Origin of the sequence: Streptomyces sp. NPDC056948, assembly GCF_042674225.1 — a bacterium.
Taxonomy (GTDB): Bacteria; Actinomycetota; Actinomycetes; order Streptomycetales; family Streptomycetaceae; genus Streptomyces; species Streptomyces purpurascens.
The window spans coordinates 1-17,745 of the sequence record NZ_JBHUQX010000181.1; the positions used below are offsets into that span (position 1 = coordinate 1).

8 protein-coding genes and 1 pseudogene are annotated in these 17,745 nt (G+C 72.9%); 6 read left to right on the forward strand and 3 right to left on the reverse strand.

Going from position 1 to position 17,745, the window contains the following annotated elements; genetic code table 11:
* Positions 1 to 211 (forward strand): annotated as a pseudogene (locus tag ACFTZL_RS23230) (gfo/Idh/MocA family oxidoreductase); the annotation flags it as partial.
* Here ACFTZL_RS23230 and ACFTZL_RS23235 read toward each other — a convergent pair.
* Positions 198 to 1,838, reverse strand: a complete 1,641-nt coding sequence (locus ACFTZL_RS23235; protein WP_382585984.1) for an alkaline phosphatase D family protein — start codon at positions 1,836 to 1,838, stop codon at positions 198 to 200. The pseudogene ACFTZL_RS23230 and the gene ACFTZL_RS23235 overlap by 14 nt on opposite strands.
* 134 nt (positions 1,839 to 1,972) lie before the next feature.
* On the opposite strand from ACFTZL_RS23235, the gene ACFTZL_RS23240 reads away from it, so the two are divergent.
* Positions 1,973 to 2,731 carry an SDR family oxidoreductase gene (locus tag ACFTZL_RS23240; protein ID WP_382585987.1) on the forward strand — a complete coding sequence of 253 codons (759 nt, stop codon included), beginning with the start codon at positions 1,973 to 1,975 and terminating at the stop codon, positions 2,729 to 2,731.
* A gap of 253 nt (positions 2,732 to 2,984) precedes the next feature.
* Here ACFTZL_RS23240 and ACFTZL_RS23245 read toward each other — a convergent pair whose 3' ends face one another.
* Positions 2,985 to 3,971, reverse strand: a complete 987-nt coding sequence (locus ACFTZL_RS23245; RefSeq protein ID WP_382585990.1) for an aldo/keto reductase — start codon at positions 3,969 to 3,971, stop codon at positions 2,985 to 2,987.
* A 58-nt stretch (positions 3,972 to 4,029) separates the two neighbouring features.
* A complete protein-coding gene (locus ACFTZL_RS23250) occupies positions 4,030 to 4,356 on the reverse strand; it encodes a nuclear transport factor 2 family protein (protein ID WP_189724715.1) in 327 nt (108 codons plus the stop codon).
* 187 nt (positions 4,357 to 4,543) lie between these two features.
* Here ACFTZL_RS23250 and ACFTZL_RS23255 point away from each other — a divergent pair, with 187 nt between their 5' ends.
* From ACFTZL_RS23255 to ACFTZL_RS23270, 4 genes are all read left to right on the forward strand, one after another.
* A complete protein-coding gene (locus tag ACFTZL_RS23255) occupies positions 4,544 to 5,101 on the forward strand; it encodes a DoxX family protein (RefSeq protein WP_382585993.1) in 558 nt (185 codons plus the stop codon).
* A 47-nt stretch (positions 5,102 to 5,148) separates the two neighbouring features.
* Positions 5,149 to 5,490 (forward strand): MazG-like family protein, encoded by a 342-nt coding sequence (locus ACFTZL_RS23260; protein ID WP_382585996.1) that lies wholly within the window; start codon positions 5,149 to 5,151, stop codon positions 5,488 to 5,490.
* A gap of 144 nt (positions 5,491 to 5,634) precedes the next feature.
* Positions 5,635 to 6,981 carry an MFS transporter gene (locus ACFTZL_RS23265; RefSeq protein ID WP_382585999.1) on the forward strand — a complete coding sequence of 449 codons (1,347 nt, stop codon included), beginning with the start codon at positions 5,635 to 5,637 and terminating at the stop codon, positions 6,979 to 6,981.
* Entirely contained in the window at positions 6,941 to 17,617 is a 10,677-nt protein-coding gene (locus tag ACFTZL_RS23270; RefSeq protein ID WP_382586002.1) for an amino acid adenylation domain-containing protein, read from the forward strand. The genes ACFTZL_RS23265 and ACFTZL_RS23270 overlap by 41 nt, the downstream gene beginning before the upstream one ends.
* The last annotated feature ends 128 nt before the right edge of the window (positions 17,618 to 17,745 follow it).

Consider the following 17,745-nt stretch of genomic DNA (forward strand, 5'->3'; position numbering starts at 1 on the left):
GTTCACGGCCGACCCGGCGGACGGGCCTCGCAACAGCCTGCGCCACGAGGCCGCCGAGGTGATGCGCGCCCTGCGCGCCGGCGAGACCGAGTCCCCGCTCGTCCCGCTCGACGGCACGCTCGCCGTGATGCGGACGCTCGACGCGATCCGGGAACGCGTCGGCGTCCGCTACCCCGGCGAGACGGGCGAGCCGCGCCTCACGCCGGCTTGAGCCCCTGCTCCCCCGCCTCCGTGACGAAGGACGCGGCCGTCGTGACGGGCGCCCCCTGCGTGGTCACGTACGGCACCGTCTTGAAGTCGGCCCGCGCCGACTCCTGGCCCAGGGCGACCGTCACATAGCCGCGCCGTCCGTTGAAGAACTTCAGATGCGGGTTGGCGGACATGTAGGTGTCCCAGGTCGGGGGCTTCTCGGCGCCGTCCCGGCCGCTGGAGACCGAGGTGGCCACGATCTCCGTGCCGAGGGTGGCCGAGGTCTGGTCGGCGAAGTCGTCCTTGATGTCGAAGGCGTACGCCGAGTGGACGTCGCCGCTGAGCACCATCAGGTTCTCGACGCCGGCGGCCTTCGCCCCGTCGAGGACGCGCCGGCGTGAGGCGCTGTAGCCGTCCCAGGCGTCCATCGACACCCGTGACGGGGTGGTCGCGTCCATGTGCCGCCGGGCGAACATGACCTGCTGCGGTACGACGTTCCACAGCGCCCGCGAGGAGCGCCAGCCGTCGAGCAGCCATCGTTCCTGCGTCGCGCCGGTCATGGTGCGCGCCGGGTCGTCGGACTCGGGTCCTGGGACGTGCGCCTGGTCGCCGTAGGCCTGGTCGGAGCGGTACTGGCGGGTGTCCAGGACGTCGAACTGGGCGAGCCGGCCCCAGGTCAGGCGGCGGTAGAGCCGCATGTCAGGTCCGGCCGGGCGCTGCGGGCTGCGCAGCGGCTGGTTCTCCCAGTAGGCGCGGTAGGCGGCGGCGCGGCGCAGCAGGAACTCCTCCGGCGGGACGTCGTTCTCGGGGATCTCGTCGGCGTAGTTGTTCTCGGTCTCGTGGTCGTCCCAGGTGACGACGAAGGGGTGCGCGGCGTGTGCGGCGCGCAGGTCGGGGTCGGACTTGTAGAGGGCGTACCGCAGGCGGTAGTCCTCCAGGGTCAGCGTCTCCCGGTTGAACAGGTCGGGCAGGGTGCGGTCGGTGTACTTGCGCTGCCCGCCCGCCGAGTTGACGGCGTACTCGTAGAGGTAGTCGCCGAGGTGGAAGACGAGGTCGACGTCGTCGGCGGCGAGATGGGCGTACGGCGTGTAGTAGCCGTCGTGGTAGGCCTGGCAGGAGACGGCGGCGAGGGTGAGTTCCGGGACGCGGATGCCGGGGTCCGGGGCGGTGCGGGTGCGTCCGGCCGGGCTGACCCAACGGCCGACGCGGAAGCGGTAGTAGTGGACGCGGCCGGCTTCCAGGCCGCTCACCTCGACGTGGACGGTGTGGTGGAACTCGGGGTGCGCGGTGACGGTGCCGCGCCGGGCGATGCGGCGGAACCGCTCGTCGTGGGCCAGCTCCCACTGGACGGTGACGCGCTCGGCGGGCAGTCCGCTGTCGGCCTGGAACGGGGCGGGTGCGAGGCGGGTCCACAGGATCACGGAGCCGGGATGGGGGTCGCCGGAGCCGACGCCCAGCGTGAACGGGTTCTCGGTGATCCGGGCGGCGTCGAGTTCGGCGGCGGCCGCGACTCCGGCCGAGGGCAGATTGGTCGCGAAGGCCAGCGCGGCGGCGGCCCCGGTGGTGGTGAGGAAGCCGCGGCGGCCGATGTGCCGGGCTGCCGCGCGGAGTTCGGGGGCGTGCTGGGACGGGTGTGCTGCGGGTGTCATCCGGTCCTCCCCTGGCGAATGGCTGCACGGGGCATTGGAGTGGCCGGGGTCGACACCTGGACGACGTGCACACCGCGCTCACGTGACGGGCGGATGAGTTCCGCATGGCCGGGCCTCCCGTACGCTGCGGGCCCATGAATGCCAAGGAAAATGCGGTCGCGGTGGTGACCGGGGCGGGTTCCGGTATCGGCCGGGCGGTCGCCGTGGAACTGCTCCGCGCGGGCTGGTCGGTGGCGCTGGCGGGCCGGCGCGTCGGGACGCTGGAGGAGACGGCGGCCCTGGCGCCCGAGGGCGCGGCTCTCGCCGTACGGACGGACGTCTCACGCCCCGAGGACGTGTCCGCCCTCTTCACCGACACCGTCGGGCGCTTCGGGCGGGTCGACCTGCTGTTCAACAACGCGGGCACGTTCGGACCGGGCGGCGTCCCGGTCGAGGAGCTGCCCTACGACGCGTGGCGGCATGTGGTGGACACCAACCTCAACGGGGCGTTCCTGTGCGCGCAGGCGGCGTACCGGCAGATGAAGGAGCAGGACCCGCGGGGCGGGCGGATCATCAACAACGGCTCGATCTCCGCGCACACGCCCCGCCCGCACTCGGTGGCCTACACGGCGACCAAGCACGCGCTGACCGGCCTGACCAAGGCACTGTCGCTGGACGGGCGGCCGTACGGGATCGCGGTGGGGCAGATCGACATCGGCAACGCGGCGACCGACATGACGTCCCGTATGCAGACGGGAGCGCTTCAGGCGAACGGGGAGGTGGCCCCGGAACCGGTGATGGACGTCGCCGATGTGGCCCGCACGGTGCGGCACATGGCGGAGCTGCCGCTGGAGGCGAACGTGCAGTTCGCGACCGTACTCGCTACGGCGATGCCGTACATCGGGCGCGGCTGAGTACCGGTCCCGGGTTCGTCAACTCGTCAACCTGCACAACCGGAATTACAACGTCCGCCCTATTGCGGCCGGTCGGGCGCTTATGCTCAACTCTCCTACACCAAAGCTTCACACTTGGAGCAGACAGCTTCCGTCGGCCACATCCAGGGGGGAGGCGGCAGTCGTTCCACGGCACCGGGTGGGGGTGGACCCCGCGTGGGACCGCGGGGTACGCACCGGTACGTGGAACGACTGCCGCACAACTCGACGGCGGCTACCGCCCGAGCAACTGGTCGATCTCGGCCAGTTGCCCGCCGGTCAGTGCTCCCTTCTCCATCGCACCCGCGTTCTCCTCCGCCTGCGCGACCGAGCGGAAGCCGGGGATCGGGACGGTGGCGGGACTGCGGGCCCACAGCCAGGCCAGGGCGCCCTGGGCGAGGGTCCGGCCCTCACTGGTGAGGATGGAGCGGACGGCCTCGACGCGGGCGAGCCATTCCGGGTCGGCGCCGGATCCGTCGCCGAACCCCTGCAGCCAGGCGGGCGGCCTGCTGCGGATGTCCCCGCTCTCCAGCGGCTGGTGGGCCGGGCGCTTCCCGGCGAGCAGCCCCATGGCGAGCGGACTGCGGTTGATGCTGGCCAGGCCCGCCTCCTCGCACAGCCGGAGCATGTCGGGCGCGTCCTGCAGGAGGTTGAGGGCGTGCTGGACGGCGGCGCAGTGCGGGCCCTCGGCGAACACGGCGGCGCGGGCCGGGTCGTCGGTGCTCCAGGCGTAGGCGCGGATCAGCCCTTCGCGCACCAGTTCCTCGCAGGCGTCGCGGAGCAGGGCGGCCCGCTCGGGGGCGGCGTCCCCGATGTGGAACTGGTACAGGTCGACATGGTCCGTGTCGAGGCGGCGCAGGGACGCGGTCAGCGCGCGGCGCAGGTGGGCCGGGGAGTCGTCGCTGCCGTCGGCGGTCCGTGTCCGCTCGTCGAAGAGGTAGCCCCACTTGGTGGCGACGACCACGTCGGCCCTGCGCTTGCCGAGGGCCCGGCCCAGCACGCGTTCGCTGTGCCCGGTGCCGTAGTTGTCGGACGTGTCGAAGAAGGTGACACCCAGGTCGAGGGCGCGCCGCACCGCCCGTACGGACTCCTCGTCGTCGACCTTGCCCCAGCCGAACGGCTGCCCGTCGGGCCCCTGCCACTCCCCGCCGATCGCCCAGCAGCCGAAGCCCAGGGCGCTCACCTCGATGCCGCTGCGTCCCAGTGTGCGTGTGGTGTCCATGCCCGGGGACGCTATGAGTTGAAGCCCACGCGAAGGCAAGACCCCGGGACAGGGTCTTTCAGGCCTGCCCGGTCTCGAAGCGGGAGATCCTGCCGTCGTCGTCGACCGTGAAGCTCCACCGGGTGCGCATCTCGCCCCAGGTGTCGTTGTTGTAGTGGGCGACGAGGGAGCGGCCGTCATTGGACTCGCTGTCGACCTGCATATGGCCGTGGGACAAGAAGATCTCCCGGTCCACCCAGTCGGCGAGGTCGCGGTCGGAGCCGTCGTCCGCCATGGTCGCGCCCGGCGCGAGGAGCTCCATGAAGCTCTCGCGGTCGTGATTGTTCACGGCGGTCACGAAGGCGCGGACGGCCGGGTCACTGAGGCGCGTGGTCTGAATCGTCATGCCAGTCAGCCTCGTACCGGTCGGCGGACCACGCCACCCGTGCCACCCGAACGGCGTCCCGGGCGGCTCCGCCGGGTGTCAGGGGAGGTCAGGGGTGCGACGGTGGGAACGACGACAGTGCTCCGCTGTCCCTGCTGTCCACTGTCCCTGCTGTCCGCTGTTCCTGCTGTCCGCTCCGGGAGACGACGTGAGGCGTTACCACCGACGTGATCTGGGCCTGCTGCTGCTCCGGCTGGGGACGGGCGGTGTGCTGGCCGCCCACGGCACGCAGAAGCTGTTCGGCTGGTTCGGCGGGGGCGGCATCGAGGGCACCGGCCAGTTCATGGAGTCCGTGGGCTACGTCCCGGGCGAGGTGAGCGCGACGGCGGCCGGCCTCGCGGAGACCGGCGGCGGCACGCTGCTGGCCCTGGGCCTGGCCACTCCGGCGGCCGGTGCCGCGGCGGCCGGTGCGATGGCGGGGGCGGCCGCGGTGCACACGCCGAACGGGTTCTTCAACCAGGGCGGCGGCTACGAGTACGCGGCGACGCTGGGCCTGACGGCCGCCGGCCTGGCCGTCACCGGCCCGGGGCGGCTCTCCCTGGACCATCTGCTCGGGCACGCCGTGAACCGGGGCTGGATGATTCCGGTGGCGTTCGCCGCGACGGCGGCCGGGACGGTGCTGGTCGTGGGGGCGCGCACCAGGCGGCTGCGGAAGGCCAAGGAGGGCGAGCAGGACCCACTGTTCGACGAGGAGTACCTGGAGTAGGGCGGCGGATCGGGCGTTGTCAGACCCTCGTGGCAGGCTGCCGCCCCATGAACGATCAGACATCGCCCGGACCCGAACTGTGGGCCACCGTCGACACCCTGTGCGAGTGGCTCGACACCAACCGCCCCGTCGAGGGCCGCGAGGGCGTGCTCCTGCGCATCCTGAAGCTGTCCGAGGAGGTCGGGGAGGTCGCCGAGGCGGTGATCGGCGCGACCGGCCAGAACCCGCGCAAGGGCGTGACCCACGGCTGGGACGACGTCCAGTCGGAACTGTGCGACGTGGTGATCACGGCACTGATGGCCCTGCGGACCCTGACGCCGGACGCGCGCGAGGTGTTCGCCCGGCATCTGGAACGGGTGAGGGACCGGTCGCTGGCCTCGCCGGGCTGACATCCCCGGCCGCCGTCGGCATCGCGCTGATCACCGGATACTCGACAACACCCCGCCCCCGCCCCTTCGTCGGGCTACGCTGCGATCGAATATGCCGAGCGGCCGAATCCTGGCCCTGCCAGGTTGAGGAGTTTGGTGACGGGGGTGGACTGGAGGTTCCGGTCCCTGGTGGTCGCGCACGCCGTGTCGGCCTACGGGACCTACCTGAACCTGATCGCGCTCAGCCTGTTCTCGTACGAGGTCACCGGCAGCGCCCTGGGCGTGGGCGCGGTGATGGCGGTGCGGCTGCTGTCCGGTGTCACGGCCGGTCTCACCGCCGGGGCCGTGACCGCCAGGCTCACGCGCCGGACCGTCATGGTGGCGACGGACCTCGCTCAGACCCTCGCCATGGTGGTGCTCGCTCTCTGGGCGTCGCGCACGCCGCTGTGGGTGCTGCTCGGGGCGGTGGTCGTGCTGGGCGCGGGGAACACGTTCTTCAACGTCGCCCTGCGCAGCGCGGTTCCGGTCATGGTCGGGCAGGACGACCGCGCCCGGGCGAACGGCGTGCTGGTCACGGCCCGGTCCGCCGCCACGGTGCTGGGCTTCGCGTCGGCCGCGCCGATCATCTCGCTCGGCGGTTTCGGCGTCGCGTTCGGGGTCAACGCCGCGAGCTTCGCGGTGTCCGCCGTCGCGGTGCTGATGCTCCGGCCGCGCACGGACAGCGACGGCGAGAGCGACACCGGCGGCGACGCGGTGAACGACCCGGGGGCCGCGGAGGGCGACGGGGACGAGCCCGCGTCAGTGCGTGGCGGGCGGCTGCGGCGCCGGATCACAGGCCTCGCGGGCCCGTTGCTCGCCCTGATCGCACTGCGGGGGCTCGACGCGCTGGCGTCCGCGTCGCACAACGTCGCCCTGCCGCTGGCGGCGCACGCGGCCGAGCCGTCAGAGCCGGCGGTGTTCATGGCCCGGTTCTGGGCGGCGTGGGCGGTGGGCACCCTGCTGGCCCACCAGGTCCTCAAACGCCGGTCGCACGGGACGTCCTGGGGCGAGCGCGCGTTCGCCGTCGGCACCTGCGCGATGTCGTTGTGCTTCGTGGCCGCGTTCACCGGACCGCCCGCCCCGGCCCTGATCGCGGCGGCCGTGGCGGCCGGGTTCGCGGACGGCTGGACCGAGATCGTCTACACCTCGCGCCTCCAGGCGGCCCCCGACCGGCAGCGCGGCCGGCTGTTCGGCCTGTCCGCCACCGCCGAGCAGTCCGGGTTCGCCCTGGGCACGATCGCCGCCGCGGCCGCGCTCGAGGCCCTGCCCGCGCTCGCCGTCGTGGGTGTCTTCCACGGGGCGGCGGCGTGCGGGGCGCTGATCCTGCTGCTGCTCACCGTCCGGCGACGCGACGCGCGTAGCGCCGAGGACCGTCCGCCCGCCGGCGGCGAAGACCGTTCGTCCACCAGTGAAGAAGAGGGAGAGGACACTCATGGAACGTCTACGGGGGCAAGCCGTCTGCCGGGGCCCTGAGCCCGAACGCACCGAGGACGATCCGGTCGACGCCGTGCGGGCGCTGCTGAGCGCCGCCCGGTCCGCTCCCGGAGCTGTCGTCACCGTCGCCGCCGACGGCGCCACGACCTCACGGTCGTATCCCGAACTGCTGGACGCGGCCCGCCGTATGCTCGCCGGCCTGCGGGCCCACGGGCTGCGGCGCGGCGACGCGGTGGTGCTGTGCGGGCTGCCGCTCACCGAGTTCTTCCCCGCCTTCTGGGCCTGTGTGCTGGGCGGTGCCCTGCCGGTGGCCATCGCCGAGCATCCGGCGCCGGGCTCCCCGGCCTTCGAACGCCTGCGGCAGGCCTGCGCGTTACTCGACCGGCCGCTGGTCCTGACCGACGCGCCCGGCGCCGCGGCGCTCGCCCACGCCACGCCCGCACCGCGCGTCGCCCTCGCCGCGGACTGTCTGAACACGCCGGCCAGGGACGACGACCATGTCACGCCGGACCCGTCCGACACCGCCCTGCTGATGCTGTCCTCGGGCAGCACCGGCGTACCGAAGGCGGCGCGGCTGACGCACGCCGGGCTGGCCGACTTCGCGGCGAGCAGCCGGCGGATCCTCGACGTCCGCCCGGACGACACCATGGTGAACTGGCTGCCGGTCGACCACAGCGGCGCCTTCCTGCTCTACCACCTGCTCGCGGTCTTCACCGGCTGCACCAACGTCCACGCGCCCACCGAGCATGTGCTCGCCGACCCGCTGCGCTGGCTGGACCTCCTCCACGAACACCGGGCGCGGCACGGCTGGGCGCCCACCTTCGCCTACCGGCTGGTCGCCGACGCGCTCGCCGAGCGGCCCGACGGCCACTGGGACCTGCGCGGCCTCAAGTCCCTGCTGTGCGGGGGCGAGCGGGTCGTGCTGCCGGTGCTGCGCCGCTTCCTCGACGCGACGGCCCCGTACGGGGTGCGCGAGGAGCACCTCGCCCCGGCCTGGGGCATGGCCGAGACGGTCACGGCCGTCACCTACGGCCGGCTCGACCGGCCGGGGACCGTGCACCGCCTGCTCAAGAGCAGCCTGGGCGGGGACCTGGTCCCGGCCGGTGCGGACGCCCCGGACGCCGACTGCGTCACCTTCGTCGCCTCCGGCTCGCCCGCGCACGGCGTCACCCTGCGCGTCGTGGACGACCACGGCGACCTCGCCCCGCCGGGCCGGATCGGCCGGCTCCAGGTCCACTCCCCCGCGCGGCTCACCCCCGGCTACGTCGACAACCCCGAGGCGGACGCCGCGGCCTACCCCGCCGGGCGGGACTGGCTGGACACGGGCGATCTGGCCTTCCTCGACGGCGGCCAGGTCGTCATCACGGGCCGGCGCAAGGACCTGATCATCCTCAACGGCCACAACGTGTACTGCCACGAGGTGGAGGAGACCGCCACCGCCGTCGACGGTGTCCGACAGGGCGAGATAGCCGCCTGCGGCATCCCGCACCCGGAGCGGGGCACGGAGGAACTCGCGGTGTTCTTCGTCAGCCGCGGCGCCGCCGAGGACACCCGGATCACCACCGAGCTGAAGGCGGCGCTGTTCACCCGCCTCAGGCTCACCGCCGCCCACGTCCTGCCCGTGCCGGCCGACGAGTTCCCGCGCACCCCGGCGGGCAAGGTGCGCCGCGCGGAACTCCAGAACAGGTTGATGGACGGTGGCTTCGGCGGCACGGCCCCGGATGTCCGGCCGGACGCGGACACCGTGACCCGGGCCGTCCGGGAGGAACTGGGCGCCCTGCTGGGCCGTCCGGTCGACGCGGACGTGCCCTTCTACGAACTCGGCCTGACCTCCGTACTGCTGGTGCGCCTGCGGAACCGGCTGGCGGAACGTCTCAGCATGCCGATCGCGCAGACCGCGTTCTTCGAGCATCCGACGGTCACGGCACTCGCCGCGCATCTCGCGAGCCGGCCGGCGGCCGCGGCCGCCCCCGAGGCGGTCAGAGGCCCCTCCGCCGCGGACTCCCCCGAACGACGGGTCGCCGTCATCGGACTGGCGCTGCGCTTCCCCGGCGCGCACTCGGCGGAGGGGTTCTGGGCCAATCTGCGGGACGGCGTGGACAGCGTCCGGGTGTTCGGCGAGCCGGAGCTCGCGGCGGCGGGCCTCACCCCGGAGCAGCGCCGCGCGCCCGGCCACGTGCCCGTCGCCGGAGTCCTCGACGGCGTCGAGGAGTTCGACACGGACTTCTTCGGGTTGAGCCCCAAGGAGGCCGGGCTCACGCATCCCGCGCACCGGCTGTTCCTGGAGTGCTGCCACCAGGCGCTGGAGGACGGCGGCCACGCGGCGACCGCGCCGGGCGTCAGGGTCGGGGTGTTCGCCGGGTCGGGCATGAACCTCTACGACCACCAGCAGCCGTCCGTCACCGGCTCGCCGTACGACCCGGCCGACCCCGCCGCCGGAATGCAGACGGCCATCGGGCAGGAGCCCGACTTCCTCGCCACCCGGGTCGCCTACCGGCTCGGTCTCACCGGCCCGGCGATCGGTGTGCAGACGGCCTGTTCCACGTCGCTGGTCGCGGTGCACCTCGCGGTCCAGGCGCTGCTGACCGGCGAGACGGACCTGGCGCTGGCGGGCGCGGCGGCCGTGCATCTGCCCCAGGAGACCGGCTATCACAGCCACCCCGGGTCGATCCTGTCCCCCACCGGACGGTGCCGTGCCTTCGACGCGGAGGCCGACGGCACGGTCGGCGGCAACGGCGTGGCCGCCGTCCTGCTCAAGCGCCTCGACCGGGCACTGGCCGACGGCGACACCGTGCACGCGGTGATCCTGGGCTCCGCTGTCAACAACGACGGCGCCGCCAAGGTCGGCTTCAGCGCCCCCGGAGTCGAGGGACAGGCCGACGTCGTACGGCAGGCCCTGCGCAGGGCCGACGTGCCCGCCGAGACGATCTCGTACGTGGAGGCGCACGGCACGGGAACGCGGCTCGGCGACCCGGTGGAACTCACGGCGCTGGCACGGGTGCTGGGCGAGAACGCGGGGCGCCCGGGCCGTTCCGTCGGTTGTGTCGTCGGCTCGGTGAAGCCCAACATCGGGCACCTCGACAGCTGTGCCGGAATGGCAGGGCTCATCAAGACGGTCCTGATGCTGCGCCACCGCACCCTGGTGCCGACACCGCATCTGAACCGGCCCAACCCGGAACTCCCACTGTCCGACGGTGTGTTGACGCTGGCCACCGAACTGCGCCCCTGGGCGGTGCCGGACGGTGTGCCCCGCCGGGCCGGGGTCAGCGCGCTCGGCGTCGGCGGCACCAACGCCCATGTGGTGCTGGAGGAGGCCCCGCCCGCTCGCCCTCGTTCCGCTGAGGAACTGCCCGTCCTGGTCCCCGTGTCGGCTCGCGACACCGAGGCCCTCGCCGAGCTGACGGCCGGGCTCCGCGACCGGCTGCTGGCCCGGCCGGACCTCCCGGCCGCCGATGTGGCCGCCACCCTGGCCCTCGGCAGGCCGCACCGCGCGGCACGCACCGCCGTGGTCGGCCGCACGGCCGGCGAACTCGCCCGCGCACTGGAGGAGGACAATCACCCCGAGGCCTCCCCTCCCGGCCCGGTCGCCTTCGCCTTCCCGGGCCAGGGCAGCGCCCGCCGCGGCATGGCGAACGGCCTCTACGCCACGCACCCGGCGGCACGGGCCACGCTCGACCGGTGCGAGAAGCTCTACGCCGGGGAGTTCGGCGGCAGTCTGCTGGAACCGCTCCTGGCCGCCCCCGGTCGCACAGGTCTCGCCGATCTCACCGATTTCGCCGGTCTCACCGCGGAAGACGACATCTGGCCCACCGAGACCGCGCAGGCCGCCCTCTTCGCCCACCAGGCGGCGCTGGCGGACGCCTGGCGGGCCACCGGAATACGCCCCGGTCTCCTGCTCGGCCACAGCGTCGGCGAGTACGCCGCCCTGTACGCGGCCGGCGCCCTGACCCTGGAGGACGGGCTGCGGCTCACCGTCTGGCGCGGGCGCCTCATGCAGGCCCGCTGTCCGGCCGGGGGCATGCTCGCCGTCCGGGCCGACCAGGCCACCGCGCTACGCTTCGCGGACGCCGCCGGTGCGGAACTCGCCGCGGTCAACGGCCCGCGCGCCCAGGTGCTCTCGGGCCCGCCGCACGTCCTGAAGGAGGCGGCACGGCTGCTCGACCTGGACGGCCTGCGGTGGCGTGCGCTGCCGGTCGACCGGGCGTTCCACTCCGCGGAGATCGCCGGCGCCCTGGACGAGTTCCGGACCCGTGCGCGCGACGTGACGTACCGTCCGCTGCACACCCCCTTGGTGACCACGGCCGACGGCGAGCCGCGCCCGGTGGGCTGGACGGTCGACGTGGACTATCTCTGCCGGCAGGCCCGGCAGCCGGTCCGCTTCGACCTCACCATGGACGCGGCCGTCGAGCAGGGGTTCCGGGACTTCGTGGAGATCGGCGCCGGGCGGACCCTCACCGGGCTCGGCCGGCACTGCGTTCCCGACAGCCGCTGGCTGAGCGGGCAGGGCGAAGGGGACGGGGCCGCCGAGCAGGCGCACGGTTTCCTTACGGCGCTCGGCTCGCTGTACCGCAGGGGCGCCGAGCTGGACTGGCGGGCGCTCAGCGGCGACGACGCCGGCCGGGTGCAGCTCCCCGGGCATCCCCTGCGACGGAGCAGGGTGCCGTACCGAACGGAGACGCCGGTGGCGGCACCTGAACGGCCTGAACCTCAAGCTGATGAAGTCGTGGACGCCATACGGCAGTTGACGGCCGACAAGCTGGGCCGCCCGACCGCCGACATCACCCCCGACAGCTCCTTCTTCGAACTCGGCGCCGACTCGCTCTCCCTGATGAGCATGACGACCGAGCTGGAACAGCGGTACGGCGTCCGTGTCCCGGTCCGCGAGGTGTTCGACTCGGCCGACACACCGCGGCGACTGGCCGAACGGGTCGCGCGACTGCGGGGCGACGCGCCGGTGGTGCGGGAACCCTCGGCCATGGCACCAGAGGCACCCGCGGTCCAGGAACCGGCGGCGCCCGCCGCTCCCCAGGAGGCCTCCCCCGACCTCCACGCCCTGTTCGGTCAGCAGCTACGGCTGGCGGAGCAACTGGTGGGCCAAGTCGGCGACATGATCTCCCGCCAGCTTGACGTACTCGCGACGACCGGCACCGGCATCACGACGGCACCCGCCCAGCCGCCGGTACCCGTTGCCAAGCCCACCCTCGCCCCCTCCCCCTCTCCCTCAGACTCAGAAACGTTCGACTTCAGCCTCTACTTCTTCGGCGACTACCCCCAGCACACCGACCACGACAAATACGGCCTGATCATGGCCGCCGCCGACTTCGCCGACGAGCACGGCTTCCACGCCCTGTGGTTCCCCGAACGGCACTTCAACTCCTTCGGCGCGCTCTTCCCCAACCCCTCCGTCCTGGCCGCGGCCCTCGCCGCCCGGACCAGCCGGGTCCGGCTGCACGCCGGTTCCGTGGTGCTGCCGCTGCACCATCCCGCCCGGGTCGCCGAGGAGTGGTCGGTCGTCGACAACATCTCCGGCGGCCGGACGGGCCTGTGTTTCGCGAGCGGCTGGCACGCCACCGACTTCGCGCTCGCCCCGCAGCACTTCGGCCGGCACCGCGAGGTGATGTACGAGCACCTGGCGGCCGTACGGGACCTGTGGTCCGGGCAGTCGCTGCAGACGACGGCGGGCGACGGCACCCCCGTGGAGATCCGCCTGCATCCGCGCCCCGTACAGGAACGGCCGCCGATGTACGTGGCCGTCGTCGGGAACCCGGACAGCTACCGCCGGGCGGCCGCCGAGGACCTCGGCGTGGTCACCAATCTGATGACGCAGACGGTGGAGCAACTGGCCGAGAACATCGCGCTGTACCGGCGCTGCCGTGCCGAGCACGGCCTTGACCCGGCGGCCGGGCGCGTCGTGGTGCTCGTGCACACGTACCTGGAGGACGACGCGGAACGGGCGCGGGCCGAAGCGTACCGGCCGTTCCTGTCGTATCTGCGGTCTTCGCTCTCCCTCTTCGACCAGGTCACCAACAGTCTCGGCTTCCAGGTGGACCTGGAGAACACCCCGGAGGAGGACGTGGAGTTCCTCCTCGGGCGCGCCTACGAGCGCTACTGCGACTCCCGCGCGCTGATCGGCGACGAGCACACGGCGGCGGAGACCGTACGGGGTCTGCTGGCCGCCGGAGCGGACGAGATCGCCTGCTTCGTGGACTTCGGCGTACCGAGGGAGAAGGTGCTGGCGGCACTGCCGGTCCTGGACCGGGTGCGGCAGGCGACCCCCAAGGCGACCCCCAAGGTGACCCCTCAGGCGACAGCGCGGGCCCTGCCCGAGCCCCGCCGTACGCCCCGGACCCCCCTCACCCCCGCCCAGCGCCGTATCTGGTTCCTGGAGCAACTGCACCCGGGCACCACCATGTACCACGAGCCCAAGGCGATCCGGCTGGACGGCCCGCTGGACGTACCGGCGCTGCGCTGGGCGCTGGACCGCGTCGCGGAACGCCACCCGGCGCTGCGCACGGTCTTCGGTGACACGGCCGGTGTCCCGTACCAGGAGATACGCGACCGTATGCCGCTCGACTGCCCGGTGGAGGACCACACGGGGTCGACGCAGGAGGAGGCGCTAGGGGCGACGCTCGCGGCGGACCACGGACTCGACCTCTCCTCGGGCCCGCTGGTCACGGCCCGCCTGCTCCGCCTGTCCCCGGAACACCACCTGCTGTTCCTCATGGCACACCACATCGTCTTCGACTCCTCCTCCACGGCCGTACTGGCCCGCGACCTGGCCGCGTACTACCGCGCCCGGCGGAGCGGATGTCCCGCACCGGGGCCTCTGCCCGAACCGCCCAGGGCCGCCGAGCCGGATCCCGTCTCGCTCGACTTCTGGCGGCGGCGCCTCGGCGGCGCACCGGAGCTGGCCCTGCCCACCGACCGGCCCCGTCCGCCGGTCAGGTCGGGAGCGGGCGCGAGCCTCACGCACGCCCTCGACGCCGAACTGACCGGCGGGCTGCGGGCGTTCGCGGCCCGGCAGCGCGCCACCCTCTTCATGACGCTGACCGGCGCGATCGGCGCGGTCCTGGGCCGGTTCAGCGGGCAGCGGGACGTGGTGATCGGTACCGCGGTCGCCGCCCGTCCCGTCGGCGCCGAGGACCATGTGGGCCTGTTCCTCGACACCGTGCCGCTGCGCCTGGACCTCACCGGCGACCCGGACTTCCCGGCCCTGCTGCACCGGGTCCGCGAGAGCAGTACCTCGGCGTACGAACACAGTGGCGTCCCCTTCGACGAGCTGGTGGGCGCGCTCAACCCGCGTCGCGACCCGGGCCGCAATCCGCTGTTCCAGGTGATGGTGGAGTACGAGAACGAGGGCGAGGCCCCCTTCGACCCGCCGAGTCTGACGGCCACCCTGCTCGACGTGCCGAGCGCCCGTGCCCCGTTCGACCTCAGCGTCTATCTCACCCATCACGCGGGCGGCGTCCGGTTCATGGTCGAGTACGACACGGCCCTCTTCGACGAGACCACGGTGCGCCGTTTCGTGGACTACGTCGAGCAGGTGCTGCGCCGCGCCCTGGAGACCCCCGACGCGCCGCTCCCCGAACTGACCGCCCTCACCACCGCCGACCGCGAGACCCTGGCCCGCTGGGAGCATCCGGCCGGCCCGGACGACGCGGCGTCCCCCGGCACCCTGCACGGCCTGTTCGAACACCAGGCCCGCCGCACCCCGGACGCCGTAGCGCTGATCAGCGGGGAACAGCGGCTCTCCTACGCGGACCTGGACGCGGCGGCCGACCGCCTCGCCCGGCAGCTCCGGACCCGGGGAGCGGCACGCGGGGAACGGGTGGCGGTGCTCCTGCCGCGCGGCCCGCACCTGATCACGGCCCTGCTCGCGGTGCTCAAGAGCGGGGCGGCCTACCTCCCCCTCGACCCGTCCCTGCCCACCCCCCGTCTCTCACTGCTCCTCGCCGACGCCACCCCCGTCCTCCTGCTCACCTCCGGCGCCGCCCTCACCGCGCACCCGGAGCTGGCGACAGGGCTGCCCGTCCAGCGGGTGGAACAGGTGGACGACACACTCCCCGCCGGCCCCGTACCGGAGGGGGCCCGCCCGGAGGACCCGGCGTACTGCATCCACACCTCGGGCTCGACCGGCCGTCCGAAGGGCGTCGTCGTACCGCACCGGGGCCCGGCGAACCTGGTCCGGGGGCACCTGAGCCGCCACGCGGCGCTCCGTACCCTGCAGTGGACGTCACCGGCGTTCGACGTCAGCGTGCAGGAGATCTTCACGACGCTGGCCTCGGGAGCCGCGCTGGTCCTCGTCGACGATGCCGTACGGCACGACCCGGAGGCGGTGGCCGAGGCGGTGCGCCGCCATGAGGTGCAGCGGCTGTTCATGCCCTGCACCCCGCTGAAGTACCTGATGGAGACCGCCCCCGAACTGCCGTCCCTGCGCGAGCTGTTCTCGGCCGGCGAGGCACTCCAGCTCACCACCGCGTTCCGCCGCTTCCTCGCCACGCACCCCCACTGCACGCTGTACAACCAGTACGGCCCCACGGAGACCTCGGTCATCGTCACCTCGCACCGCGTCGACCCGGACGGCGAGGAGTGGCCGCCGATCGGCACCCCGGTGCCGGGAGCACGCGTCCTGCTGCTGGACGGCACGGGCCGGCAGGTACCGGTCGGGGCGGTCGGCGAGATCCATGTGGGCGGGACGCCGGTGTCGTACGGCTACCACGACCGCCCCGCCGAGACCGCCGCGGCCTTCCTCGACGACGGCACGGGCGGGGTGCTGTACCGCACGGGCGACCTGGGCCGTCTGCGTACGGACGGCGTCCTGGACTACCTGGGCCGGGCGGACGACCAGGTCAAGATCCGCGGCTACCGGGTCGAACCCGGCGAGATCCAGGCGGCGTTGACGGCACTGCCGGCCGTCAGGGACGCCGCGGTCCTCACCCGCCGGGACCGCCACGGCGACACGGAACTGGTCGCGTACGTGGCCCCCACCGACCCGACGGCCGGCCTCGACCCCCTGCGCGCCGCGCTCGCCGCCGACCTGCCCGACCACCTGGTGCCCCGCCGCTGGGTGCCCCTGGACCGGCTGCCGGTGAACGCCTCGGGCAAGCTGGACCGCACGGCCCTGCCCGAGCCGGGCCACGGCTCCGACGCGACTCCGGACTCCGTGCCGGCCACGGCCCTGGAGAAGACGCTGCACGACCTGTGGTGCGAGGAGCTGGACGCGGACCCGGTCCCGGTCACCACGTCGTTCTTCGAACTCGGCGGCCACTCCCTGAGCGCGATCAGGCTGCTGAACCGCATGCGGGACGAGGCCGGTGTCGACCTGACGATGGCCGACTTCTTCCTGGATCCGACCATCCGGGGCATCGCGACACGGGGCCGTGTCCTGGACACCGCGCCCATGCCGTCCACCCTGCGCCGGCTGTGGCGCCGCCACCACGCGCGCACCGACCCGAGCGTCTACAACATCGCCCACCGCATGGACCTGCGCGGCGACCTGGACCCCGGCATCTTGAGGCAGGCCCTAGCGGACCTGGTGGCACGCCATCACGCGTTGCGCAGCCGCTCCGTCCGACGGCAGGACGGGGAGTACGCGGTGGAAGTCCTGGCCGACGTCCCCGTGGACCTGCCGATCAGCGACCTCCGCGCCGGGAACGCGGAGGAGGCCGTGGACCGCTGGTGCCGCGAGCAGACCTCCACCCCGTTCGCGATGGACCGAGCCCCCCTCTTCCGCTTCCGCCTGGCCCGCCTCGCCCCGGGCCACTGGGTGTTGGTGACGGTGTTCCACCACGCGGTCTGCGACGGCTGGTCCCTGGGCATCATCCGGCGCGACCTGGAGGAGCTGTACAACGCGCGACGGGCTGGAACGAATCCCCAACTACCCCACGAAATCGCCCAGTTCACCGACTTCGCCCGATCGGAACTCGGACTGCCGGATGAACGCAGGACAGCCCTGGAGCGCTTCTGGCGCACCGGACTCGAAGGCATCCCCCTACGCCCGTCCCTCCCCTACGACCACCCACACCCAGGCACCCTGTCCGGCCGGGGCGCCCTGCACACCTGGGTCATCGACGACGACACCCCCGCCCGCTTGGCCGACACGGCGACCCGCCTGGGCACCACCACCTACACGGTGCTGGCGGCCGTGTTCGCCACATGGCTGGGCGAACTGTGCGGCGAACGGAAGGACATCGTCCTGGCGGCATCCAGCGCGAACCGTGTCCGACGCGACCGCTCGGAGATCGTGGGCATCCTGGGCGACGCCGTACTGCTGCGGGCCCGACTGGGCGAGGCCGAAACCTTCGCCGACCTCGTGACACAGCTGGGCACCTCCCTCTTCACGGCCCTCGACCACCAGGAACTCCCCTTGACGGACGTGGTGTCCCTGGTGTCACCCGGCCTCGAGGACGCCCTGTTCCCCACGGTCCTGTTCACAGTGATCACCACAGAGCCACCGGCGCTGAACCTCCGGGACGTGTCGACCGCCGTACGCGCCCTCCCCACCCAGGGCGTGGCCCGCAACGAGCTCTACGTCGTGATCGCCCCCGAAGCCGACACCATCACGGTCACTTTCGAGTACTCGACAGACCTGTTCGCCAGCGAGACCGTCGAGGCGTGGTCCAGGTCCTTCACCGACACATTGAGAATGGCCCACACGAGTACATCCGCGCCTTGACGCTCAAGAAATCCTGCTGGATGCTCAGTGGCGCCTTAAAGGCTTTTCCGAGGCGTCACTTGAGACCGAAAGGCGGCCGGGTATTGAGCACGCTCAACAGTGAGCAACGAATGACTGGTGGCGCTTTC

Coding starts and splice junctions, on each gene's coding strand:
- ACFTZL_RS23250 (WP_189724715.1), bottom strand. CDS start 4,356: ATGACGATTCAGACCACGCGCCTCAGTGACCCGGCCGTCCGCGCCTTC.
- ACFTZL_RS23235 (WP_382585984.1), bottom strand. CDS start 1,838: ATGACACCCGCAGCACACCCGTCCCAGCACGCCCCCGAACTCCGCGCG.
- ACFTZL_RS23240 (WP_382585987.1), top strand. CDS start 1,973: ATGAATGCCAAGGAAAATGCGGTCGCGGTGGTGACCGGGGCGGGTTCC.
- ACFTZL_RS23245 (WP_382585990.1), bottom strand. CDS start 3,971: ATGGACACCACACGCACACTGGGACGCAGCGGCATCGAGGTGAGCGCC.
- ACFTZL_RS23260 (WP_382585996.1), top strand. CDS start 5,149: ATGAACGATCAGACATCGCCCGGACCCGAACTGTGGGCCACCGTCGAC.
- ACFTZL_RS23270 (WP_382586002.1), top strand. CDS start 6,941: ATGGAACGTCTACGGGGGCAAGCCGTCTGCCGGGGCCCTGAGCCCGAA.